This is a genomic window from Variovorax sp. 160MFSha2.1 (assembly GCF_048305075.1).
Lineage (GTDB): Bacteria > Pseudomonadota > Gammaproteobacteria > Burkholderiales > Burkholderiaceae_C > Variovorax > Variovorax guangxiensis.
This window is the reverse complement of record NZ_CP157624.1, coordinates 6,215,158-6,237,753: the sequence shown is the minus strand read 5'-3', so window position 1 is coordinate 6,237,753 and position 22,596 is coordinate 6,215,158. Positions and strand designations below refer to the sequence as shown.

Genomic DNA, 22,596 nt, shown 5'->3' with positions numbered 1-22,596 from the left:
AAGCCGCCCTTCGAGGCGGCTTTTTTTCGTCCACCGTGCGCCTGGCATCGTTGTCATTTGGCCTGAATTAGGTCGAAGTTCGGCCTTGTCCGGCTGAAGCCCGCCACCTAGTATTCGCCTTCGTCCAGCGGCAATGACCGCTGGCGCAAGACAAAGAACACCGGAGACAAGGCGCGTGGCACCCTGGAGTGGCATCACTGCGGACGAAATGCGTTTGCTGGAAACGACCTTCTGGTCGGCCGGCGGTTCGCGCCATGCCATGGCGGAGCAGCTGGGCTTTTCCAAGAGCAAGGCCAACGGGCTGATCGCCGGCCTCGTCGACCAGGGCCTTCTGGCGGAAGCCGGCCTGCAGCGCTCGTCGGGCGGACGACGCCCCGAAAACCTCCAGCTGCATGCCGCACTCGGCGTGCTCGTCGGCGTCGACATCGGCGCCACCAGCCTCGACGTGGCCGTGCTGCGGCCCGACCTCAGCGTGCTCGCCCAGCACGACGAACCCGCCGACGTGCGAGAGGGCCCAGCGGTCGTGCTGGCCCGTGTGCGCGTGCTGATGCGCGAGCTGCTGGCCCGCTGTGGCCACGGCCCCAAGGACGTGCTCGGCATCGGTATCGGCGTGCCCGGCCCGGTCAACTTCGAGATCGGCCAGCTCGTGAACCCGCCGCTGATGCCGGCATGGGACAGCTTCTCGATCCGCGACTACCTGCGCGAGGACTATGCCGCCCCCGTCTTCGTCGACAACGACGTGAACCTCATGGCGCTCGGTGAGCTGTGGCGTCTGAGGCGCTCGCTGCAGAACTTCCTCGTCATCAAGATCGGCACGGGCATCGGCTGCGGCATCGTCTGCCATGGCGAGGTGTACCGCGGCGCCGCCGGTTCGGCCGGCGACGTGGGCCACATCTGCGTCGACCAGGAAGGCCCGCGCTGCCACTGCGGCAACCTCGGCTGCGTCGAGGCGATGGCCGCCGGCCCGGCGATCACTCGCATGGCGGTGCAGGCCGCCGAGGCCGGCGAGAGCGCCGCGCTGGCCGAAGTCCTGCGCCAGCACGGCCGCATCGACGCGATCGACGTGGGCCAGGCCAGCCGCGGCGGCGACACGGCTGCCAACGCCATCATCCAGCGCGCCGGCAGCCTGATCGGGCAGATGCTCGCTTCGGTCGTCAACTTCTTCAATCCGTCGCACGTGTTCATCGGCGGCGGCATCACGCGCATCGGGCCGCTGTTCCTCGCTGCCGTGCGGCAGAGCGTGTACCAGCGCTCGCTGGCGCTTTCCACGCGGCACCTGGAGATCCAGTACACGCCGCTGGGCATGCAGGGCGGCCTGATCGGCGCGGGCGTGCTCGCGATGCAGGAAACGCTGAAGGCACGCGGGGTGGCGCCATGACCGACGCGGGCATGAGCGGCAAAGGCAGCGTCGCTGTCGAGTTCGACGGCATCGTGAAGGCTTTCGGCCCGGTGCAGGTGCTGCACGGCGTGAGCTTCGCGCTCGCGCCCGGGCACGTGTACGGCCTGCTCGGCGAGAACGGCGCGGGCAAGTCCACGCTGATGAAGATCCTGTCGGGCTACGAGTCGGCGACCGGCGGCGCTCTGAAGATCAACGGACAGCCGCGGCAGTTCGCGAGCTCGCGCGACGCCGAGGCGCTGGGCATCGTGCTGATCCACCAGGAGTTCAACCTCGCCGAAGACCTGAACGTGGCGCAGAACATCTTTCTCGGCCATGAAAAGAAGAAAGGCTGGCTGCTCGACGATGCCGCCATGGAGCGCGACGCCGCCTCCGCGCTCGCGGCCGTAGGCCTGAACATCGACCCGCGCACCAAGGTGCGCAAGCTCATCGTCGCCGAGAAGCAGCTCGTGGAAATCGCGAAGGCCATCGCCCGCCGCGCCCGACTGCTCGTCATGGACGAGCCCACCGCCACGCTCACGCCCGGCGAGACCGAGCGCCTCTTCAAGCTGATCGCCCAGCTGCGCGCCGACGGCGTGACCATCGTCTACATCTCGCACAAGCTCGACGAGGTGGAGCAGGTGACCGACGAAGTCATCGTCATGCGCGACGGCCGCTTCGTGGCGCGCGCGCCCACGGCCGATGTCACGCGCCAGCAGATGGCCAACCTGATGGTGGGCCGCGAGCTGGCCGACCTGTACCCGCCGCGCGATGCGGTGACGATGTCCGGCGAGCCCGCCATGCGCGTGCAAGGCTTCAGCGTGCCCGGCTGGGCGCAGGACGCGAGTTTCGAGGTGCGCTCCGGCGAGATCCTCGGCTTCGCGGGCCTCGTCGGCGCGGGGCGCACCGAGCTCTTCGAGGGCCTGCTGGGCCTGCGGCCCGCCAGCGGCGGCAGCGTCGAGATGCTGGGCAAGCCCGTGCCCCACGGCAAGGGCTGGCGCAATCCGCGCGACGCGGCGCGGCACGGCCTCACCTACCTGAGCGAAGACCGCAAGGGCAAGGGCCTGCATGTCAACTTCGGCCTGCGGCAGAACCTCACGCTCATGGCGCTGGAGCGCTACGCGCAACCCTGGCTCAAGCCCGAGGTCGAGCGCGGCGCGCTGGCCGAGGCGGTAAAGGACTACGGCATCCGCACCGGCTCGCTCGACGTGAAGGCCTCGTCGCTGTCGGGCGGCAACCAACAGAAGCTCGCGCTCGCGAAGGTGCTGCAGCCCAGGCCGAAGGTGGTGGTTCTCGACGAGCCCACGCGCGGCGTCGACGTGGGCGCCAAGCGCGACATCTATTTCCTGATCCAGCGACTCGCCCGCGAAGGGCTCGCGGTGATCGTCGTCTCGTCGGAGCTGATGGAGCTGATCGGCCTGTGCCACCGCGTCGCGGTGATGCGGGCAGGCAAGTTGGTCGCCACGCTTGACGCGGAGCATTTGACAGAAGAGGAGCTCATCGCTCATGCCACCGGAACAGCAGACACCACAGCCGCAGCCTGAAGCCGCCGCGCACCGCAGCGAGACCGAGCCGCGCTGGACCGAGCGCCTGCACGGCCTGGGCCCGGTCATCGGCCTGGTGCTGCTGTGCATCGCGGGCACGCTGCTGAACGGCGACTTCGCGACCGTCGACAACGCGATGAACGTGCTCACGCGCACGGCCTTCATCGGCATCATCGCGGTGGGCATGTGCTTCGTGATCATCTCGGGCGGCATCGACCTGTCGGTGGGCTCGATGGCCGCGCTCATCGCGGGCAGCGTGATCATGTTCATCAACTGGGCCGGCCCGGCCTCGGGCTCGCCGCTGCTGGCGGTGGTGATGGGCGCGGTACTGGCGGTGGTGCTCGGCGCGGTGTTCGGCCTCGCACACGGCCTGCTCATCACCAAGGGGCGCATCGAACCCTTCATCGTGACGCTGGGCACGCTGGGCATCTTCCGCGCCTACCTCACGTACTTCGCCGACGGCGGCGCGCTCACGCTCGACAACGAGCTGTCGGACCTCTACGCGCCGGTGTACTACGCGAGCCTCGCGGGCATCCCGGTGCCGGTGTGGGTGTTCGTGATCGTCGCCATCGTGGGCGGCCTCATCCTCAATCGCACGGCCTACGGACGCTACGTGCAGGCGATCGGCTCCAACGAGCAGGTCGCGCGCTACGCGGCGGTGGACGTCGACCGCGTGAAGATCCTCACCTACGTGCTGCTCGGCGTGTGCGTGGGCATCGCGACGCTGCTGTACGTGCCGCGACTGGGCTCGGCCTCGCCGACCACCGGCCTGCTGTGGGAGCTCGAAGCCATCGCCGCGGTGATCGTGGGCGGCACGGCGCTCAAGGGCGGCGCGGGCAGCATCACCGGCACGGTGGTGGGCGCGGTGCTGCTCTCGGTCATCAGCAACATCCTGAACCTCACCAGCATCATCAGCGTGTACCTCAACGCGGCGGTGCAGGGCTTCGTGATCATCATCGTCGCGTTCCTGCAGCGCGGCCGGCGCTAGTTCTTTCCCGTTCCGTTCCATCAACCAAGAGGAGACATCCAGCATGACGACTTTCACCCGACGCCTCGCATTCACGGCGGTTGCCGCCGCCGCGTTCGCCAGCCTGCCCGCGCTCGCCGCGGAGAAGGTCAACCTCGGCGTTTCGATTCCGGCCGCCACGCACAGCTTCATGGGCGGCATCAACTACTGGGCCAACCAGGCGAAGAAGGACCTGGAGAAGGAACACAAGGACCTGAAGATCACCATCAAGACGGCCGCCAACGCGCCCGAGCAGGCCAACCAGCTGCAGGACCTTTCGACGGTCACCAAGATCAACGCGCTGGTCGTGTTCCCCTTCGAATCCGCAGCGCTGACCAAGCCCGTGGCACAGGTCAAGGCCAAGGGCGCCTACGTGACCGTGGTGGACCGCGGCCTCACCGACACCAGCGCGCAGGATGCGTACGTGGCCGGCGACAACACGGCCTTCGGCAAGATCCCTGCCGAGTACATCGTGAAGCAGCTGAACGGCAAGGGCAACGTGGTGGCGCTGCGCGGCATCGCGACCACGCTGGACAACGAGCGCATGGATGCCTTCAACGCGGTGCTCAAGAACAGCCCCGACATCAAGCTGCTCGACGCCAAGTACGCCAACTGGAACCGCGACGACGCCTTCAAGGTCACGCAGGACTACCTCACGCGCTTCAAGAGCATCGACGCCATCTGGGCCGCCGACGACGACATGGCCGTGGGCGTGCTCAAGGCCATCGAGCAGGCCAAGCGCGACGACATCAAGATCATCTTCGGCGGCGCGGGCGCCAAGGGCATGGTCAAGACCATCATGGACGGCAAGGACAAGCGCATCACGGCCGACGTGAGCTACTCGCCCAAGTTCATCTACGACGCGATCAAGCTCACGGCAGAAGCGCGCCTGAAGGGCGAGAAGCTGCCGGCGACCACGATCATTCCTTCGGTGCTCATCACCAAGGAAAACGCCAAGGACTTCTACCACCCCAATTCGCCTTTCTGATGTCCCGAAGCGGCGGGCCTGCTTTGCTCCCTCTCCCCCCGGGGAGAGGGTTGGGGTGAGGGCCTGCGGCGACGGCGAAAACGGTGCGTGTGCAAATGCCGCCACCCTCACCCTAGCCCTCTCCCCAAGGGGAGAGGGAACAGTTTCCGGAAACGCCGAGACGATCGATGACCGACACACCTCCCCGCAAACTGCGCTACGCCATGGTCGGCGGCGGCCGCGATGCCTTCATCGGCGCCGTGCACCGCAAGGCCATGGCGCTCGACGGGCAGATCAAGCTCGTCGCGGGCGCGCTCTCGTCCAGCCCCGGGAAGGCGCGCGCCTCGGGCCGCGACCTCGGCCTGGCCGCCGATCGCAACCACGGCGACTGGCAGGCGCTCCTGGCCGACGAGCTGAAGCGCCCCGAGGGCGAGCGCATCGACTTCGTGTCGATCGTCACGCCCAACCATGTGCACTTCCCGGTGGCGCAGGCCTTCGCCGAGGCGGGCTTCCACGTGGTGTGCGACAAGCCGCTGGTGCACACGCGCGAGCAGGCCGACGCGCTGGTCGCTACGGTCGCGAAGAAGGGCACGGTGTTCGGCGTCACCTACAACTACACCGGCTACCCGATGGTCCGGCAGGCGCGCGAGATGGTGCGCTCGGGCCTCATCGGCAAGGTGCGCAAGGTCGTCGTCGAATACAACCAGGGCTGGCTTGCGAGCCACGTCGAGGGCAGCGGCGACAACAAGCAGGCCGACTGGCGCACCGACCCCGCGCGCAGCGGCGCGGCCGGCGCCATCGGCGACATCGGCTCGCATGCCGAGAACCTCGTGGCCACCGTCACCGGGCTGCGCATCGAGAGCCTGTGCGCCGACCTCGGTGCACTGGTGCCGGGGCGCATGCTCGACGACGACGGCAGCCTGCTGCTGCGCTTCGAGGGCGGCGCGCGCGGCGTGCTCATCGCTTCGCAGATCAACACCGGCCTGGAGAACGACCTGCGCCTGCGCGTTTCGGGCACGCTTGGCACGCTCGAATGGCACCAGGAGCAACCGAGCCGGCTGGTGCACCTGCCGCACGACGGGCCGCTGCAGGTACTCACGCGCGGCGCGCCGTGGCTGTGCGAGTCCGCGAAACGCGCGAGCCGGCTGCCGGCCGGGCACCCGGAGGGCTTCATCGAAGCCTTCGCGAACGTGTACGCGGGCGTGGCGGCGGACATCCGCGCAAGGCTCGAAGGGCGTACTGCCGACCCGCTGGCTACGGACTATCCGCGCGTGGAGGATGGCGCGCGCGGCGTGCGCTTCATCGAGCGCACGGTGGCTTCGGCGAAAAGCGAATTAAAGTGGACGCCCTGGTAGCGCGCGGCGCGCTGCCCAGGCCTCCATGACACCTCCCGCGTCCGACGCAACATCCTCGTCGTCTTCTTCCGCATCGTCTTCCTCGATGGTGCCGCCATGGCTCGCGGCATTGTGGAAGCGCAGCATCACACTGTTCCCCCTGAAGCTGGTCGGCAACACCGTCGCCACGCTCGGTTTCTTCCCGCTGTACTTCTGGATCATGAAGAACGCGGGCCAGGCCTGGGTGTTGCCCCTCACGCCCGTCGACCGACTCATCGCCTTCTGGCCGTGGCTGCTGCCGGTGTATCTATCGCTATGGGGCTACATCGCGCTGCCGGTGCTGCTGGCCAGGGACATGCGCGAACTGACCGGCTTCTCGCTGGGCTGCGCGGCCATGACGCTGCTGGCGCTGCTCGTGTTCTGGTTCATGCCCACGGCGATTCCCAACTTCGTGGTCGAGACCACGCCGGGCACCTCGCTGCAGTTCCTCAAGATGGTCGATTCGGCCGGCAACGCCTTCCCCTCGCTGCATGTGTCGTTTTCGGTGTTCAGCTGCGTGGTGCTGGCGCGGCAACTGCGGGCGGTGGGGGCGCCGCTCTGGCTGCGCGCCATCAACGTGGCCTGGGCCGCGGGCATCGTCTATTCGACGATGGCGGTGCGACAGCACGTGCTGATCGACGTGCTCGGCGGCTTCGCCCTGGGCGTGGCGTTCGGCGTTGCCACGAGGCGGCGCGGCGCGGCGGCTGTTCCGGCGTAGGCCGATCGCGATATACCGCCGCGGCGGCGCGCGCGGTAAAAACCGGGCATCGTCGTCCACCGCCGGGGGAGCCCGCCATGAACATCCGTCTTTCCGCCGCCGTGGCCTGCCTGGCGGCCGGTGCCCTCGCGATGCCGGCGCTCGCGCTCGACTTTCCCGCGCGCAAGCCAGGCCTCTGGGAGATCCGGACGGGCGACGGCAGCGGCGGCAAGGACGCCGCAGCGGGCCACACCATGCAGCAATGCATCGACGCGGCCAGCGACAAGGCGCTGCGCGACATGGGCCAGGGCATGGGCAAGGACCTGTGCTCCAAGCAGGAGCTGAGCTCGGACGGCGGCAAGCTGGTCATGGACTCGGTCTGCAAGATCGGCAACACCGTCGCCACATCGCACGCGGTGATGAGCGGCGATTTCGGCACCGCCTACCGCATGGAGAGCAAGTCGAGCTACAACCCGCCGCTGATGGGCCGCGCCGAGGGCCACAGCGTGATGGAGGCCAAATGGATCGGCCCCTGCAAGGCCGACCAGAAGCCGGGCGACATGGTCATGCCCAACGGCATGAAGATGAATGTGCTCGACATGGCGAAGAACCGCCCGAAGCGGCCCTAGGGTAGGAGCCCGCCCACAACGCTTTGCGCCCGTCGTTCGGCGGCGCCAAACCCCGGCAGCGCCTACGATGGCGTGCCATGCCTCCCGCAAAGCAGGAAGAAGACCTCCTCGTCGTCGCCCGGCCCGAGGGCCTGTACTGCCCGCCCGGCGATTTCTACATCGACCCGTGGCGGCCGGTGGCGCGCGCGGTCATCACCCATGCGCATTCCGACCACGCGCGCGCCGGGCACGGGCACTATCTCTCCCACACCGACAGCGCAGGCACGCTGCGCGCGCGCCTGGGACGCGACATCGCGCTGCAGACGCTGCCCTACGGCGAAGCCATCGAGCACCACGGCGTGCGCGTCTCGCTGCACCCTGCGGGCCATGTGCTGGGCTCGGCGCAGGTGCGGCTCGCGCACGGCGGGCGCGTGTGGGTGGCCTCGGGCGACTACAAGACGGAGCCCGACGGCACCTGCCCGCCGTTCGAGCCGGTGCCCTGCGACACCTTCATCACCGAGTCGACCTTCGGCCTGCCGGTCTATCGCTGGCCCACGCAGCCGGTGCTGTTCGCGCAGATCGACGCGTGGTGGCGCGCCAACGCCGAAGCCGGCCGCGCATCGGTGCTGTTCTGCTATGCCTTCGGCAAGGCCCAGCGCATCCTGCACGGCGTGGACGCGAGCATCGGGCCCATCGTCGTGCACGGCGCGGTGGAGCCGCTCAATGCCGTGTACCGCGCGGCCGGCGTCGCGCTGCCGCCCACCCTGCGTGCCGACGGCGAGGGCGTCGATGCCGCGCTGCTGAAGCGTGCGCTGGTGCTCGCGCCTCCCTCGGCACAGGGTTCGCCGTGGATGAAGCGCTTCGGCAACTACGCCGACGCCTTCGCGAGCGGCTGGATGCAGCTGCGCGGCACGCGCAGGCGGCGCGGCGTGGACCGGGGCTTCGTGATGTCCGACCATGCCGATTGGCCCGGCTTGCAGCAGGCCATCGCCGGCACGGGTGCCGAGCGGGTCTTCGTCACCCATGGCAGCGTGCAGGTGATGGTGCGGTGGCTCAGAGAGAACGGCCTCGATGCGCAGTCGTTCAAAACCGAGTACGGTGATGAAGATGATCAAGAGACTCCCTCCCCCTCCGGGGGAGGGCAGGGGAGGGGGCAGGCGGCGCTCGATGGGGAGGCCGAGAGCCCCCATCCCAACCTTCCCCCAGAGGGGGAAGGAGAGATGCCATGAAGGCCTTCGCCGCGCTGTACCATGAGCTCGACGCCAGCACCTCCAACCTCGCCAAGCAGGCCGCCCTGCAGCGCTACCTGCGAGAAGCCGATGCGGCTGACGCCGCCTGGGCCGTCTACTTCCTTGCCGGCGGCAAGCCGCGCCAGCTGGTGCCGGTCAAGCTGCTGCGGCTGCTCGCGCAGGAGGCGGCGGGCCTGCCCGAGTGGCTGTTCGACGAGAGCTACGACGCTGTGGGCGACCTGGCCGAGACCATCGCATTGCTGCTGCCGCCGCCCACCGACGCGCACGACCTGGGCCTTGCCGAATGGGTCGAGCAGCACCTGCTGCCGCTGCGCGATGCCGCGAAGAACACGCCCGACGAGCTGCCCGACCGCCTGCGCGCGCAGTGGCGGCAGCTCGCGCCCGAGGAGGGGCTGGTGTACTTCAAGCTCATCACCGGCGCGTTCCGCGTCGGCGTGTCGAAGCTGCAGGTCACGCAGGCCCTCGCGGCGGTGGGCGGCATCGACGCCAAGCGCGTGGCGCAGCGGCTCATGGGCTACACGCACATCGGAGGAAGGCCGCGGGCCGACGACTACCAGGCGCTCATCGCACCCGAGACGGGCAGCGAGCAGGAGCAGAAGACCAGCGGCCAGCCTTACCCCTTCTTCCTTGCGCATCCCTTCAACCTGCCGCTGGAGCAGTTCGACGCGGTGCTGGGGCCGCCCTCGGACTGGATCGTCGAATGGAAATGGGACGGCATCCGCGCGCAGCTGGTCAAGCGCGCGGGCGCGGCGTGGGTGTGGTCGCGCGGCGAGGAACTGGTGACCGAGCGCTTCCCCGAACTCGCCGCGCTCGGCGAGGCGCTGCCCGACGGCACGGTGCTCGATGGCGAGATCGTCGTCTGGCGCGAGGGCCGCGTGCAGCCCTTCGCCGAGCTGCAGAAGCGCATCGGCCGCAAGACGCTGGGCGCGAAGCTGCTGCGCGACATCCCGGTGGTGCTGCTGGCCTACGACATCCTCGAATGGGAGGGGCGCGACCTGCGCGCGCTGCCGCAGTCGCAGCGCCGAGTGCTGCTCGACGAGCTGGTGGCGCGCATGGACCATCCCTCGCTGCTGCCGAGCCCGGTGCTCGCCGGGGCCGACTGGCCCGATCTAGCGCGCCAGCGCGAAGCGGCGCGCGCCATGGGCGTGGAAGGGATGATGCTCAAGCGCCGCGACGCGCAGTACGGCGTTGGCCGCACCAAGGACGTGGGCGTGTGGTGGAAGTGGAAGATCGATCCGCTGAGCGTCGACGCGGTGCTGATCTACGCGCAGCGCGGCCACGGCCGGCGCGCCAGCCTCTTCAGCGACTACACCTTCGCCGTGTGGGACGGCCCGCCCGGGCAGGAGGACCGCAAGCTCGTGCCCTTCGCCAAGGCCTACTCGGGCCTCACCGATGCCGAGATGGCGCGCGTGGACGCGATCATCCGCAAGACCACGGTAGAGAGCTTCGGGCCGGTGAAGAGCGTGAAGCCCACGCTGGTGTTCGAGCTCGGCTTCGAGGGCATCGCGCGCAGCACGCGGCACAAGAGCGGCATCGCGGTGCGCTTTCCGCGCATGCTGCGATGGCGCGAGGACAAGCCGGTTGAGGAGGCCGATACCTTGCAGACGCTCGCTGCGTTGTTGCCCGAATGAGCAGCAGAATCGTCAAGACAGCGCTCGACACGTGGTTCGCCGCGCGCGGATGGAAGCCCTTCAAATTCCAGCGCGAGGTCTGGAAGGCGATCGCCGATGGCCGCTCGGGCATGCTGCATGCCACCACCGGCGCTGGCAAGACCTACGCCGTGTGGCTGGGTGCGCTGCACGCCTTCGTGCGGGCGCGCAAGGCGGCCGCATCGACGAACGCGCGGCCCGTTGCCGAGCCGCTCACCGTGCTGTGGCTCACGCCGATGCGCGCGCTGGCGGCCGACACGTTGCGCGCACTGCAGCAGCCGCTGGAAGCCCTCGGCGCCGAGGTGCATCCATGGAGCGCCGGCGCGCGCAGCGGCGACACCACCTCCGCCGAGCGCAGCGCGCAGAACCAGCGCCTGCCAACGGTGCTCGTCACCACGCCCGAAAGCCTTTCGCTGCTGCTCGCGCGCGCCGATGCGCACGAGGTGCTCGGCCACGTTCGCATGGCGGTGGTCGACGAATGGCACGAGCTGCTGGGCAACAAGCGAGGCGTGCAGGTGCAGCTCGCGCTCGCGCGGCTGAAGCGCTGGAACCCGGGCCTCGCGATCTGGGGCATGTCGGCCACGCTGGGCAACCTGCACGAGGCGATGCATGCGCTGCTGGGCCATGAAGAGGGCGTGCTGGTGCAGGGGCAGGTGCCGAAGAAGCTGGTCATCGATTCGCTGCTGCCCGGCGTCGCCGAGCGCTTTCCGTGGGGCGGCCACCTGGGCCTCACGATGCTGCCGCAGGTGATCGAGGAGATCGCCGCGAGCAGCACCACGCTGGTCTTCACCAACACGCGCTCGCAGGCGGAGATCTGGTACCAGGCGATGCTCGAAGCAAAGCCGGAATGGGCGGGCCTCATCGCGCTGCATCACGGCTCGCTCGACCGCGAGGTTCGCGAATGGGTGGAGCTGGGCCTGAAGAGCGGCGAGCTCAAGGCGGTGGTCTGCACCTCCAGCCTCGACCTGGGCGTGGACTTCCTGCCGGTGGAGCGCGTGCTGCAGATCGGCTCGCCCAAGGGCGTCGCGCGGCTGCTGCAGCGCGCGGGCCGCTCGGGCCATGCGCCGGGGCGGCCTTCGCGCATCACGCTCGTGCCCACGCATAGCGTGGAGATGGTGGAAGGCTCGGCCGCGCGCGTCGCCATCGCGGCCGGGCACATCGAGGCGCGCCATTCGCCCGAGCAGCCGCTCGACGTGCTGGTGCAGCACCTGGTGACGGTCGCGCTGGGCGGCGGCTTCGTGCCCGACGACCTCTACGAGGAAGTGCGCGGCACGGCGGCCTACGAAAGCCTCGCGCGCGAGAACTGGCAGTGGTGCCTGGAGTTCGTGGCGCAGGGCGGCCCGTCTCTCGCGGCCTATCCGGACTACAAGCGCGTGGTGCCCGATGCCGAGGGCGTCTGGCGCGTGCCCGATGCGCGGCTCGCGCGGCGGCACCGCATGAACATCGGCACCATCGTGAGCGACGCGAGCATCTCGGTTCAATACGTCGGCGGCTCGAAGATCGGCAGCGTGGAAGAGAGCTTCGTCGCCCGCATGAAGCTCGGCGACTGCTTCCTGTTCGGCGGCCGCATGCTCGAACTCGTGCGCATCCACGACATGACGGCCTGGGTGCGGCGCGCCAGCGGCAAGCGCGCCGCGGTGCCGCGCTGGGGCGGTGGGCGCATGCCGCTGTCGAACACCCTGGCCGACGCGGTGGTGCAGCAGCTCGCGCAGGCCGGCGAAGGTCGCTACGACTCGCCCGAGCTGCAGTGCGTGCGCCCGCTGCTGGAGATACAGCAGCAGTGGTCGGCGCTGCCCACGCCGCAGACGCTATTGGCCGAAGCCCTGAGCACGCGCGAGGGCTCGCATCTGTTCCTGTATCCCTTCGCGGGCCGGCACGTGCACCTCGGGCTCGCGAGCCTCCTGGCCTGGCGCGTCGCGCAGCACGAGGCGCGCACCTTCTCGATCGCGGTCAACGACTACGGCTTCGAGCTGCTGAGCGCGACCGAGGTCGACTGGCCGGCGCTGCTGCCGCGGGTGCTGACGCTGCCCCACGGCGATGGCGAAGACCAGCGCGCGGCGCTGCTGCACGAGGTGCTGGCATCGCTCAACGCGGGCGAGCTGGCGCAGCGGCGCTTTCGCGAGATCGCGCGCGTCTCGGGCCTCATCTACCAGGGCTATCCGGGCGAGAAGCGCAGCAGCAAGCAGCTGCAGGCCTCGTCGTCGCTCTTCTGGGAGGTGTTCCGCAAGTACGACCCCGGCAACAGGCTGCTGCTGCAGGCCGAGCAGGAACTGCTCGCGCAGGAGCTCGAGATCGGCCGCCTGCGCGCGAGCCTCGAGCGCATCGCCACGCAGCGGCTGGTGCTGAAGCCGCTCGCACGGCCCACGCCGTTTTCGTTTCCGCTGATGGTGGAGCTGTTCCGCGAGAAGCTGTCGAACGAGAACGTGGCCGACCGCATCGCGCGCATGGTCGAGCAGCTCGAGAAGGCCGCAGGCGGCGCGGTCACGGCCGGCGGCGTGGAGCGCGTGAAGGGAACGCTGGCCTTCGGGCAAGAAGGGCCGGGCAAGCCGCCGAAGCCGGTGAGCCAGCGGCGCGACCGCCGGCGGCCGCCGCGGCCGTCAAGGCCGCTGCCGCCGCTCTAGTCTCAGCCCGCGCCGTGCGCCTTCACCCAACGCACGATGTCGGCCGTGCCCATCGCGCCGGCCTGCCGCGCCACCTCGCGGCCGCCGCGGAACAGCGCCAGCGTCGGGATGCTGCGGATGTTGAAGCGCGCGCCCAGCGCGGGCACCGCCTCGGTGTCGACCTTGGCGAGCCGCACGTAGGGCTCCAGCTGGGCTGCGGCCTGCTCGTAGGCCGGCGCCATCTGGCGGCAGGGGCCGCACCAGGGCGCCCAGAAATCGACCAGCACCGGAATCTCGTTGCGGGCGATGTGGCGGTCGAAGGTGGCGGCATCCGCCAGCGCCGTCGAATGGCCGGTGAACAGCGGGCGGTGGCAGCTGCCGCAGTCGGGGGCGCTGCCCAGCTGCGCCGCGCGCACGCGGTTGGTCGTGTGGCAGTGCGGGCAGACGATGTGCAGCGGGGGCGATTCGGTCATGGCAGGCAAATGGGGGCTCTGGACGGCCTTTGCAAGGCAATCGCAGGTTTTGCGACACTGGCCGGGTGACATCCCCCGATACATCCAATTCGCCACTCGCCGTGCACTGGGCGGGCGAACTGCTGCACCTGCTGCCCGAGCGTGCCCTGTGGTGGCCCGGCCGGCGCGTGCTGTTCGTGGCCGACCTGCACCTGGGCAAGGCCGCGACCTATCGCGCGCTCGGCCAGCCGGTGCCGGGCGGGACCACGCAGCAGAACCTCGCGCGGCTCGATGTGCTGATCCAGAAGCATGAGCCGCAGCGCATCGTTTTCCTCGGCGACTTCCTGCATGCGGCGCAGGCGCGTACGGTGCTGGCCGCCGTCGAGGCCTGGCGTTCGCTCCACGCGGCCATTGCCATGACCCTGGTGCGCGGCAACCACGACAGCCGTGCGGGCGATCCGCCGCCGGAACTCGGCATCGAGGTGGTCGACGAGCCCTTCCTGCTGGGCCCTTTCGCCTGCTGCCACCATCCGCAGGTGCATGCCACGCACTTCGTGCTCGCGGGGCATCTGCATCCGGTCTGCAGGCTTCAGGGGCGAGGGCGCGACAGCGTGCGGCTGCCCTGCTTCGCGAGCGACGGGCAGCAGGCCGTGCTGCCGGCCTTCGGCGAGTTCACGGGCGGGTGGCTGATGGAATCTGCGCCGGGGCGGCGCTTTCATGCGGTTGGTGGCGACGCGGTGTGGGCTGTGCCACCGCGCGAAGGCTGCTAGAGCACCACCGGTTCATCGGGCAACTCGTTCACGTCGAGTTCGCCCTCGGCCAGCGGAAAGTGCTCGACCAGCAGCGCGGAAATCTCTTCCAGCGCCTGCGTGAGCCCGTCCTCGAAGCGGCCTTCGCGGAAGGCCGCGCTCATGCGCTGTGCCATGGCGGCCCATTCGGCATCGTCCACATGCGCGTCGATACCCCGGTCTGCCACGATCTCGATGGCGTGCTCGGCCAGCAGCAGGTAGATGAGCACGCCGTTGTTGTGTGCGGTGTCCCATACGCGCAGCTTGCCGAACAGCGTCACGGCGCGTTCGCGCGGCGGCGCATGGCGCCACAGGTAGGACATCGGCAGGCCGGCTTCGACGCAGATGCGGATCTCGCCGCTGTGGCGCCGCTCGCTCGCGGTCACGCGGCCCGCGAGGCGCTCCAGCGCTGCCGCAGGAATCGCGCGGCGCACCTCGGATTCATCGATCCAGCGATGGCGCCAGATGCGGCCCAGCTTGGTGAAGAGGCCCGCTTCGCTGCCAGAGGGCTTCGTGTTGGTGCTTTGCATCGTGTTCACCAGTCCCCCGACGCGCCGCCGCCGCCGAAATTGCCGCCACCGCCGGAGCTGAAGCCGCCACCACCGCCGCCCCAGCCTCCGCCGCCGGAACTCCAGCCGCCGCCCCCGCCACCGCCCGGACGCCCGGTACCCGCGACCAGCGAGACGATCAGTGCCACCAGCGCCGCGATCACCGCGATGGCGATGCTGGTGGTGATGAAGAAAACCACCACGCCCACGCCGCCGCCGATGAACATCGTGCCCAGCTTCTTGCCGAAGATGGCGCGCGCGATCGGCGCGCCGACGAAGACACCGACGAACAGGAAGATCGCGAGGTTCTCCCAGTCGAAGCCCTCGTTGCCACCCCCGCCCGTGTTGCGCGACGGCTCGGGCAGCGGCTCGCCATCGACCAGCCCGATGAGCCGGTCCACTGCCGCGTTCAGCCCGCCCGCGAAGTCGCCGTTGCGAAAGCGCGGCTTCATTTCCTCGTCGATGATGCGGCTGGCCGCGAGGTCGGGCACCGCGCCTTCGAGCGCCTTGGCCGTGGCGATGCGCATCTTGCGATCGTCCTTGGCCACCACGACCAGCAGGCCGTCGCCGACACCCTTGCGGCCGATCTTCCAGGCATCGCCCACGCGCTGCGTGTAGCTGGCGATGTCCTCGGGCGCGGTGGTCGGCACCATCAGCACCACGATCTGCGAACCCTTGCGCTGCTCGAAGGCCGCGAGCTTGGTTTCGAGGCCGTTGCGCTGCGCGCTGTCGAGCGTGCCGGTCTGGTCGATCACCCGCGCGGTGAGCGTGGGGATCGGCAGCAGGCCCTGGGCCAGCGCGACGCCGGCCAGGGCCGCGAGAACGACAGCGGCCAGCGCGCGGCGAAGCAGTGCGGCGATGGCCATCAGGTTGCCGGCTTACTTCTTCGGTGCGCTGAAGTCGACCGTTGGCGGCGTGGATATCTGCGCCTCGTTCTGCACCGAGAAGTTGGGCTTGGTCGCGTAGCCGAAGACCTTGGCCGTGATGTTGGTCGGGAAGCTGCGCGCGAGCACGTTGTACTCCTGCACGCTTTCGATGTACCGGTTGCGCGCCACGGTGATGCGGTTCTCGGTGCCTTCCAGCGTCACGCGCAGGTCGCGGAACGACTGGTTGGCCTTCAGGTCGGGGTAGCGCTCCGACACCACCATCAGCCGCGACAGCGCCGACGAGAGCTCGCCCTGTGCCTGCTGGAACTTGTTGAAGGCCTCGGGGTTGTTGAGCGTCTCGGGCGTCACCTGGATCGAGGTGGCCTTGGCGCGCGCCTCGATCACCTTGGTGAGCGTGTCCTGCTCGAAGCTGGCCTCGCCCTTCACGGTGGCCACGATGTTCGGCACGAGGTCGGCGCGCCGCTGGTACTGGTTGAGGACCTCGCTCCAGGCCGACTTGCTGGCCTCGTCGAGGGACTGGAACTGGTTGTAGCCGCATCCGCTCAGGGACAGGACCGCCGCGAGAATCAGGAACCAGCGCTTCATCATCATTTGCATTACCTCCGCAGAAGATGCGGAAGGTAGCATAGGCGGCTCCATGGCCGTTGATCCACTGCAAGCCCTGCAAGCCGCCAACCGTGCGGTAATGCCCGTTGCCTCCGATGCCTTCGGCACGCTGCTGATCGCGGGCGCGACCGGCGCGCTGGGCGCCGAACTGCTGCGCCGGCTGGCGGGGAGCCACCGCCATGCCCACACCCGCGTGCTGGCGCGCGAGCCGATCCGCGACGGGCTGCGCGGCGTCGAGACCTACCTGAGCCCGGCCCAGCCGATCGCGCAATGGCCGCTGACCTCGGCCCACACCGCCATCGTCACCTTCGACCCGCCGCGCCTGTACCACGACCGCGAGCGCGCGCTGTGGGTGCCCGAGCCTTCCGATCTGCCCGAATTGGCCCGCTGGCTGCGTGCCTGCGGCGTGCAGACATTGGCCATCGTGCTGCCGCACGACCAGGGCCGGCTGCCCGAAGCGCTCAAGCGCGGCCTCGCGAGCCTCGACGAGCAGGCGGTGGTGGCCTGCGGCTTCGAGCGCGTGATCCTCGTGCGTTCGGCGCGCAAGCCGGTGAACGCGAAGATCGCCAACCCCTTCGAGCGGCTGGCCGCGTGGATGCTTTCGGTGGTGCGCTTCATGGTGCCCAGCAGCGAGCAGCCGGTGCGCGCGGTGAAGGTGGCGGAGCTGGTCGATGTGGCGCTGCGCATCGCGCCGCCCGGCGTGCATGTGGCGGCACCCGAGCTGGTGTGGGAGTCCGCCCAGGGCGACATGCCGGCGGTGGCCGCGCGCTGGCTCGGAGTGTCGGGCTGAGATTCAGCCGCGCCACACCCGCAGCAGTTCTTCTGAATCCATCACCAGCCCCAGGTGCAGCGACACCATCGCGAGCGCCGCGCCTTCCAGGTGTGCGTCGGTGCCGCGCACCAGGTCGCGCAGCACGATCACGCGGTAGCTGCGGTTGCTGGCGTCGAAGGCGGTGTTGAGCACGCAGCAGTCGGTGAAGCCGCCGTCGAGCACCACGGTCTCGATGCGCTGGTTGCGCAGAAGAAAGTCGAGGTCGGTCGGGTAGAAGGCCGAGAGCCGGCGCTTCCCGTCTACGCGCATGTCGCCGGGCTCCACGCGCGTGACCCACTCGGTCCACTTCGAGCCCTCGATGGCGTGCGCGTCGGCGTTCGGGATCTCGCCCACGTGCAGCGGAAAGGTGCGCCGCCATGCCGACGGAATGCCGTTGATGTCGTCCACGCCGCCCGGCCGCAGCACCGACTTGACATGCACGATGCGCACGCCCAGCGCGCGCACCGCGTCGTGGAAGCCGTCGATGGGCGCCACCACGTCGCGTGCGCGCGGCGCGGGGCAGGGGCAGTCGGGACTGTCGTCCAGGTGGCCGCGGTGCATGTCGATGGAAACGACAGCCGTGGTGGCCGGATTCAGGTAGTCGGCGAACCGCGCCGCGTCGAGCTCGCGCTCCTCGTTGTAGACCCAGGCCTTCATCGACGTTCTTCTCTCACATAGGGTTGTCCCAGCGCCCCGGGCTCTTCGTCGGCGCCGCGCCGCGAGAGCGCGACCCACACCATCACGCCGAGCGTCACCGCATACGGCGTCATCATCACGAAGTACTGCGGCAGCTGCACGCCGGCGGCGGCCAGCTGGGGAATCAGCGCCTCGATGCAGCCGAAGAGCAGTGCGCCGACGAGCGCCTTCCACGGCGACCAGCGCGCGAAGATCACGAGGCCCACGGCGATCCAGCCACGGCCGCCTGTCATGCCCGCGATCCACAGCTTGGTGCTGACCACCGAGATGTAGGCACCCGCCAGCCCCACCAGCGCCGAGCCCGCGAGCACTGCCGCGAAGCGCCATGCCGTCACGCGGATGCCCGCCGCGTCGGCCGCCTGCGGGTTCTCGCCCACCGCGCGCAACCGCAGGCCGGCCGAGGTACGCGCAAAGAACCACGCCACCGCGCCGAAGATCGGCAGCGTGAGCCACACCATCGCGTTCTGCTCGAAGATCCGGCCCACGCCGGGCAGCAGCGACAGCGGCCACAGGCCCATCGTGCCGATGCCTTCGGTCGCATGGTTGGTCCACTCGGCCATCGAGCCCACCAGCGCCGTGAGCCCCTGGCAGAAGAACACCAGCGCGAGCCCGGCGATCACCTGGTTCACGCGCAGCCAGATCACCATCACCGCGAACAGCACCGACACCACGCTGGCCGCCAGCATCGCGAGCACCAGCGATACGGCCGGCTGGCCGATGACGATCTGCGCGCCGATGCCGGCCAGCGCGCCGACCAGCATCAGCCCCTCGGCGCCGAGCGCGAGCACCCCCGCGCGCTCGCAGATGATGAGGCCGAGCGCCGCCAGCGCATAAGGCACGGCGAAGTCAGGTGTGCTCGCCAGCCAGTTGAGGACGATGCCGCCGTTCATTGCACGGCCTCCCCGCCCACGCGGCGCAGCCGGTGGCGGATGAAGAAGTCGCTCGACGCCACGCACACCACGATCACCGCCTGGATCAGCTGAACCATCGAGAACGGCACCTGGTAGAACACCTGCAGGCTGCGCCCCGTGACGAAGAGCGCCGCCACCAGCAGCGCCACCACCGTGGCCGCCAGCGGGTTGTTGCGCGCGAGAAAGGCGATGAGGATGCCCGAGAAGCCGTACCCCTGATAGAAGGCCTGCGTGAGCCGGCCCTCCTGCCCCGCCGCCACAGCGAAGCCCGCGAGCCCGGCCATCGCGCCCGACAGCAGCACCGCGCCGTAGATGGTGCGCCGCACCGGCACGCCGCTGGCATGCGCCACGCGCGGGTTCGCGTCGACGAAGCGCAGGTACAGGCCCATGCGGCTCACGCTCGCCAGCCACCACGCCAGCAGCGCGACGATGCCCGCCAGCAGGATCGAGCTGCCGATGCCCGCGCCCAGCTCGGGCAGGCGCTCGAACACGCGGAACTGCGGCGAATAGGGGAAGTTGTCCTTCGGATCCTTCCAGCTGCCGTAGACCAGGTGCAGCAGGAAGTTGGCCGCCATGTAGTTGAGCATCAGCGTGGAGATGATCTCGTTCACGCCCAGCTTCAGCTTGAGCCACGCGGGGCCCAGCACCCACAGCAGGCCGCAGCCGATGGCGGCGACGAACATCAGCGGCAGGCGCAGGTTCTCGGGGCCGATCTGCCACATCGAGACGGCGGTCGCGCCGATGGCGCCCCAGATCATCTGGCCCTCGAGCCCGAGGTTCCAGAAGCGCGCGCGGAAGGCAACGCAGCCCGCGAGGCCGACGAGGATCATCGGCGCGGCCTGGAACAGCACGGCGCGGAAGTTCTGGCCGTCGAAGAAGGTCTGCACCACGAACTCGTTGGCGAGCTCGTCGGCCGGCACGCCGGCCCCGATGAGGATCGCCGCCGAGATGGCGAAGCCCGCGAGCAGCGCGGCCGCGAGGATCAGCGCCTGCCAGCGCCAGGCCATGTGCTGGCGGATCTCCAGCGCGTAGCGGCGGCCGGCGAGCGGCTGGGGCTGTCGCGCTGCCGTTGTCTTGTGCGACGGGGCCATGTCGGCGGAGAGCGATGCTTCAGCCATGGTCCACCATCGCCTGTCCGATGGCCTGGCGGTCGGCGGGCTGCGCGAACTCGCCGGCGATGCGCCCGCGCGTCATCACGCCCACGCGGTCGGCGAGCTGCAGCACCTCGTCGAGGTCTTCGCTGATGAGCAGCACCGCCGCGCCGCTGTCGCGCGCGGCGCGCAGCCGCGCATGCACCTCGGCGCTGGCACGCACGTCGAGCCCGCGACTGGGGCTGTGCGCGAGCACCAGCGTAGGCGACTTGCCGAATTCGCGCGCCAGCACCAGCTTCTGCGCGTTGCCGCCCGAGAGCAGCGCGGCCTTCTGCGCGACCGAGCGCACGCCCTGCACGTCGAAGGCGCGCACCGCTTCCTGCGTGTCGCTCTGGATGCGGCCGCGCCGCAGGCGCCACACGGGCCCGTAGCGGCCGGTGTGCACGCGGCCGATGGCGTAGTTCTCGGCCACCGAGAGGCCGCCCGCGAGCGCGAGCCCGTAGCGGTCGGCAGGAATGGCCGCGATGCCGATGCTCCGGCGCACCGAGGCGGGCATGGTCTTCAGGTCGCCATGGCCTTCGAGCCGCATCTCGCCTTCGGTGGGTTCGCCTTCCAGGCCCATGATCGCGCCCGCCAGCTCGCCCTGTCCGTTGCCGCCCACGCCGGCGAGGCCGTAGATCTCGCCCGCATGCAGGTCGAGGTCCACCCCGTCGAGCACGCGGCGGCCCTCGGGCGAGGCCGGCGTGCGCAGCCCGCGCACCGAAAGGCGCACCGGCCCGCGCGGGGCCGCCGGCGGTTGAAATCCCTGCGCGGCGATCGATTCACCGACCGTGAGCTTCACCAGCTCGGCCACCGATGTCTCCGAGGGCTGGAGCGTTGCCACGGTGCGGCCGCCGCGCATCACCGTGACGCGGTCGGCGTAGGTCTTCACGTCGGCCATCTTGTGCGTGACCAGCACCACTGCCGCCCCCTTGCGCGCCAGGCCCTGCACCGTCTGCAGCAGGCGCGCGGCCTCCTGGTCGGTCAGCACGGCCGTGGGCTCGTCGAGGATCAGGATGCGCGCGCCCGCCAGCAGCACCTTGAGGATTTCCACGCGCTGCTGCTCGGCGACCGACAGCGCATCGACGCGCTTCGAGGGATCGATGTCGAAGCCCAGCTCCGCCGCCTTGTTGCGGATGTCGCGCGTGATCTCGCGCAGCCGCTCGCCGTGGCTCTGGAACTCCGCCGGCGGCGGCGCGGTGAGCAGGATGTTCTGCGCCACCGTGAAAGGCCGCACCAGCTTGAAATGCTGATGGACCATGCCGATGCGGTGCTTCGCCGCGTCGCGCGGCCCGGCGAAGCGAACCGGGTTGTCGTCCACCAGCAGCTGCCCGGCCTCGGGCGCGTAGAGCCCGGCCGCGATGTTCATCAGCGACGACTTGCCCGCGCCGTTCTCGCCCAGGAGCGCATGCACCTCGCCCCAGCGTGCGGAGAAGCGGGCATCGGTCAGCGCCGCGAAGCCGTCGAAGGACTTGCGTATGCCGGTGAGTTCGAGCGCGTTGGGCATGAGGTGCGTGGCTCCGGCTTACTTCTGCGTGACCACGCCCTTGACGAACCAGTCCATCTTCCAGAGGTCGGCGTCCGAAAGAACGGCGCCCTTGGCCACGCGCTCCTTGCCGTCGCGGTCGGCGAGCGGGCCGGCGTAGACCTGCTTGCCCTTCATGATCGCGTCGCGCTCGGCGGTGATGAGAGCGGCTTTGTCCTTGGGCACGGCGGGCCCGAAGCCGGCGATGTCGGTGCCGCCGTCCTTCATTTCGATGAAGGCGCCGTACTGCGCGGGCTTCCAGCCGCCGGCCATGATCTTCTTGAGCTCCGGCGTCAGGAAGCGGTCCCACACCCACACGGAGGAGCACAGCGTGGCCTTGGGCGCGAACTGGCGCAGGTCGCGGTGGTGGCCGGTGCCGTACACGCCGCGCTCCTGCGCGACGATCTGCGGCGTGGGGCTGTCCACGTGCTGGCCGATCACGTCGGCGCCCTGGTCGATGAGCGCGGCCGCCGCTGCGCGTTCCTTCACCGGGTCGTTCCACGCGCCGGTGTAGATCACGTTGACAGTGGCGTTGGGGTTCATCTTCTGCGCGCCGAGCGCGAAGGCGTTGATGGTCCAGTTCACCACGCCGAAGGGGTTGGCCGCGACGAAGCCGAGCTTGCCGGTCTTCGAGGCCGCGCCGGCGGCCATGCCGCAGAGGTACTGGCTCTCGTAGGTGCGGCCGTAGAACGATTCGAGGTTGCTGCCGTTGGTGGTGCCCGAGCCGTTGAGGAAGGCCACGTCGGGGTACTTTGCGGCCAGGTCCTTGAAGCTGTCGGAATAGCCGAAGGCGGTGCCGATCACGATGTTGGCGCCGCGCTGGATGAACTTCTCCGCCGCGGGCTTGATGGCCGAGGCGTCCTCGGGCACGTTCTCCACGAACTGGATCTTCTGGCCGATCTCCTTCTCGATCTTCACGCGGGCCTCGTCGAAGGCCTGCGTCCAGCCGCCGTCGTTCTTGGGGCCGAAGTAGAGCATCGCGATCTTCGGCTTGTCCTTCAGCGTGAAGCCGTCGGCCGCGGCCGGCAGCGAGAACGAGGCGCCGCAGGTTGCGAGCGTCAGTGCCAGGCCGAGGGCCGGGCCGTTGGAGGAAATGCGCGGCATGGAGCAACCTTTCGTGAGGAGCGTGAAGACGAGGGAGAGGAAGGCGGAAGAGGGAGAAGAGAGGGAAGG

The 22,596-nt window shown here is 69.6% G+C and carries 21 protein-coding genes; 12 read left to right on the top strand and 9 right to left on the bottom strand.

What is annotated here, in order from left to right:
* The first annotated feature begins 208 nt into the window (after positions 1 to 208).
* The 10 genes from ABL838_RS28750 (at position 209) to ABL838_RS28705 (ending at position 13,090) form a co-directional block, all read left to right on the top strand.
* Complete coding sequence (locus ABL838_RS28750; RefSeq protein ID WP_126025128.1) at positions 209 to 1,378, top strand: ROK family protein; 1,170 nt, start codon at positions 209 to 211, stop codon at positions 1,376 to 1,378.
* Complete coding sequence (locus ABL838_RS28745; protein ID WP_418123066.1) at positions 1,375 to 2,919, top strand: sugar ABC transporter ATP-binding protein; 1,545 nt, start codon at positions 1,375 to 1,377, stop codon at positions 2,917 to 2,919. Before ABL838_RS28750 ends, ABL838_RS28745 begins: the two co-directional genes overlap by 4 nt.
* Complete coding sequence (locus ABL838_RS28740; protein WP_418123065.1) at positions 2,882 to 3,907, top strand: ABC transporter permease; 1,026 nt, start codon at positions 2,882 to 2,884, stop codon at positions 3,905 to 3,907. Before ABL838_RS28745 ends, ABL838_RS28740 begins: the two co-directional genes overlap by 38 nt.
* A 43-nt stretch (positions 3,908 to 3,950) precedes the next feature.
* The gene (locus tag ABL838_RS28735; protein WP_418123064.1) at positions 3,951 to 4,913 is read left to right on the top strand and encodes a substrate-binding domain-containing protein; all 963 of its coding nucleotides are present in this window, start codon (positions 3,951 to 3,953) and stop codon (positions 4,911 to 4,913) included.
* Between the two features lie 167 nt (positions 4,914 to 5,080).
* Positions 5,081 to 6,247 (top strand): Gfo/Idh/MocA family protein, encoded by a 1,167-nt coding sequence (locus tag ABL838_RS28730; RefSeq protein WP_418123063.1) that lies wholly within the window; start codon positions 5,081 to 5,083, stop codon positions 6,245 to 6,247.
* 25 nt (positions 6,248 to 6,272) lie between these two features.
* On the top strand, positions 6,273 to 6,983 hold the full coding sequence (locus tag ABL838_RS28725) for a phosphatase PAP2 family protein (RefSeq protein ID WP_418123062.1): 711 nt from the start codon (positions 6,273 to 6,275) through the stop codon (positions 6,981 to 6,983).
* Between the two features lie 77 nt (positions 6,984 to 7,060).
* The gene (locus ABL838_RS28720; protein ID WP_418123060.1) at positions 7,061 to 7,591 is read left to right on the top strand and encodes a DUF3617 domain-containing protein; all 531 of its coding nucleotides are present in this window, start codon (positions 7,061 to 7,063) and stop codon (positions 7,589 to 7,591) included.
* A gap of 77 nt (positions 7,592 to 7,668) precedes the next feature.
* Positions 7,669 to 8,799 (top strand): ligase-associated DNA damage response exonuclease, encoded by a 1,131-nt coding sequence (locus ABL838_RS28715; protein ID WP_418123058.1) that lies wholly within the window; start codon positions 7,669 to 7,671, stop codon positions 8,797 to 8,799.
* On the top strand, positions 8,796 to 10,451 hold the full coding sequence (locus ABL838_RS28710) for an ATP-dependent DNA ligase (RefSeq protein WP_418123057.1): 1,656 nt from the start codon (positions 8,796 to 8,798) through the stop codon (positions 10,449 to 10,451). Before ABL838_RS28715 ends, ABL838_RS28710 begins: the two co-directional genes overlap by 4 nt.
* Positions 10,448 to 13,090 (top strand): ligase-associated DNA damage response DEXH box helicase, encoded by a 2,643-nt coding sequence (locus ABL838_RS28705; protein ID WP_418123056.1) that lies wholly within the window; start codon positions 10,448 to 10,450, stop codon positions 13,088 to 13,090. The genes ABL838_RS28710 and ABL838_RS28705 overlap by 4 nt, the downstream gene beginning before the upstream one ends.
* A gap of 2 nt (positions 13,091 to 13,092) precedes the next feature.
* Here ABL838_RS28705 and trxC read toward each other — a convergent pair whose 3' ends face one another.
* The gene (gene trxC, locus ABL838_RS28700; RefSeq protein ID WP_126025119.1) at positions 13,093 to 13,542 is read right to left on the bottom strand and encodes a thioredoxin TrxC; all 450 of its coding nucleotides are present in this window, start codon (positions 13,540 to 13,542) and stop codon (positions 13,093 to 13,095) included.
* A gap of 146 nt (positions 13,543 to 13,688) precedes the next feature.
* Between trxC and pdeM the strand changes: the two genes are divergently transcribed.
* On the top strand, positions 13,689 to 14,291 hold the full coding sequence (gene pdeM / locus ABL838_RS28695; protein WP_418125925.1) for a ligase-associated DNA damage response endonuclease PdeM: 603 nt from the start codon (positions 13,689 to 13,691) through the stop codon (positions 14,289 to 14,291).
* Here pdeM and ABL838_RS28690 read toward each other — a convergent pair.
* The 3 genes from ABL838_RS28690 to ABL838_RS28680 are packed head-to-tail and all read right to left on the bottom strand — an operon-like array spanning position 14,288 to position 16,335.
* Positions 14,288 to 14,839 carry a TPM domain-containing protein gene (locus ABL838_RS28690; protein ID WP_184642105.1) on the bottom strand — a complete coding sequence of 184 codons (552 nt, stop codon included), beginning with the start codon at positions 14,837 to 14,839 and terminating at the stop codon, positions 14,288 to 14,290. The two genes, pdeM and ABL838_RS28690, sit on opposite strands and share 4 nt — an antisense overlap.
* Positions 14,840 to 14,844: 5 nt before the next feature.
* Positions 14,845 to 15,723, bottom strand: a complete 879-nt coding sequence (locus ABL838_RS28685; RefSeq protein WP_418123055.1) for a TPM domain-containing protein — start codon at positions 15,721 to 15,723, stop codon at positions 14,845 to 14,847.
* A 12-nt stretch (positions 15,724 to 15,735) separates the two neighbouring features.
* A complete protein-coding gene (locus ABL838_RS28680; protein ID WP_184642103.1) occupies positions 15,736 to 16,335 on the bottom strand; it encodes a LemA family protein in 600 nt (199 codons plus the stop codon).
* A 46-nt stretch (positions 16,336 to 16,381) separates the two neighbouring features.
* Here ABL838_RS28680 and ABL838_RS28675 point away from each other — a divergent pair, with 46 nt between their 5' ends.
* Entirely contained in the window at positions 16,382 to 17,140 is a 759-nt protein-coding gene (locus ABL838_RS28675) for a hypothetical protein (protein WP_418123054.1), read from the top strand.
* A gap of 3 nt (positions 17,141 to 17,143) precedes the next feature.
* Here ABL838_RS28675 and ABL838_RS28670 read toward each other — a convergent pair whose 3' ends face one another.
* The 5 genes from ABL838_RS28670 to ABL838_RS28650 are packed head-to-tail and all read right to left on the bottom strand — an operon-like array spanning position 17,144 to position 22,527.
* Entirely contained in the window at positions 17,144 to 17,818 is a 675-nt protein-coding gene (locus ABL838_RS28670) for a cysteine hydrolase family protein (RefSeq protein ID WP_418123052.1), read from the bottom strand.
* Entirely contained in the window at positions 17,815 to 18,747 is a 933-nt protein-coding gene (locus ABL838_RS28665; RefSeq protein WP_418123051.1) for an ABC transporter permease, read from the bottom strand. Before ABL838_RS28665 ends, ABL838_RS28670 begins: the two co-directional genes overlap by 4 nt.
* Complete coding sequence (locus ABL838_RS28660; protein WP_418123049.1) at positions 18,744 to 19,886, bottom strand: ABC transporter permease; 1,143 nt, start codon at positions 19,884 to 19,886, stop codon at positions 18,744 to 18,746. Before ABL838_RS28660 ends, ABL838_RS28665 begins: the two co-directional genes overlap by 4 nt.
* Positions 19,879 to 21,405 carry an ABC transporter ATP-binding protein gene (locus tag ABL838_RS28655; RefSeq protein WP_418123048.1) on the bottom strand — a complete coding sequence of 509 codons (1,527 nt, stop codon included), beginning with the start codon at positions 21,403 to 21,405 and terminating at the stop codon, positions 19,879 to 19,881. Before ABL838_RS28655 ends, ABL838_RS28660 begins: the two co-directional genes overlap by 8 nt.
* A gap of 18 nt (positions 21,406 to 21,423) precedes the next feature.
* Positions 21,424 to 22,527 (bottom strand): BMP family ABC transporter substrate-binding protein, encoded by a 1,104-nt coding sequence (locus ABL838_RS28650; protein ID WP_418123046.1) that lies wholly within the window; start codon positions 22,525 to 22,527, stop codon positions 21,424 to 21,426.
* Positions 22,528 to 22,596: the final 69 nt, after the last annotated feature.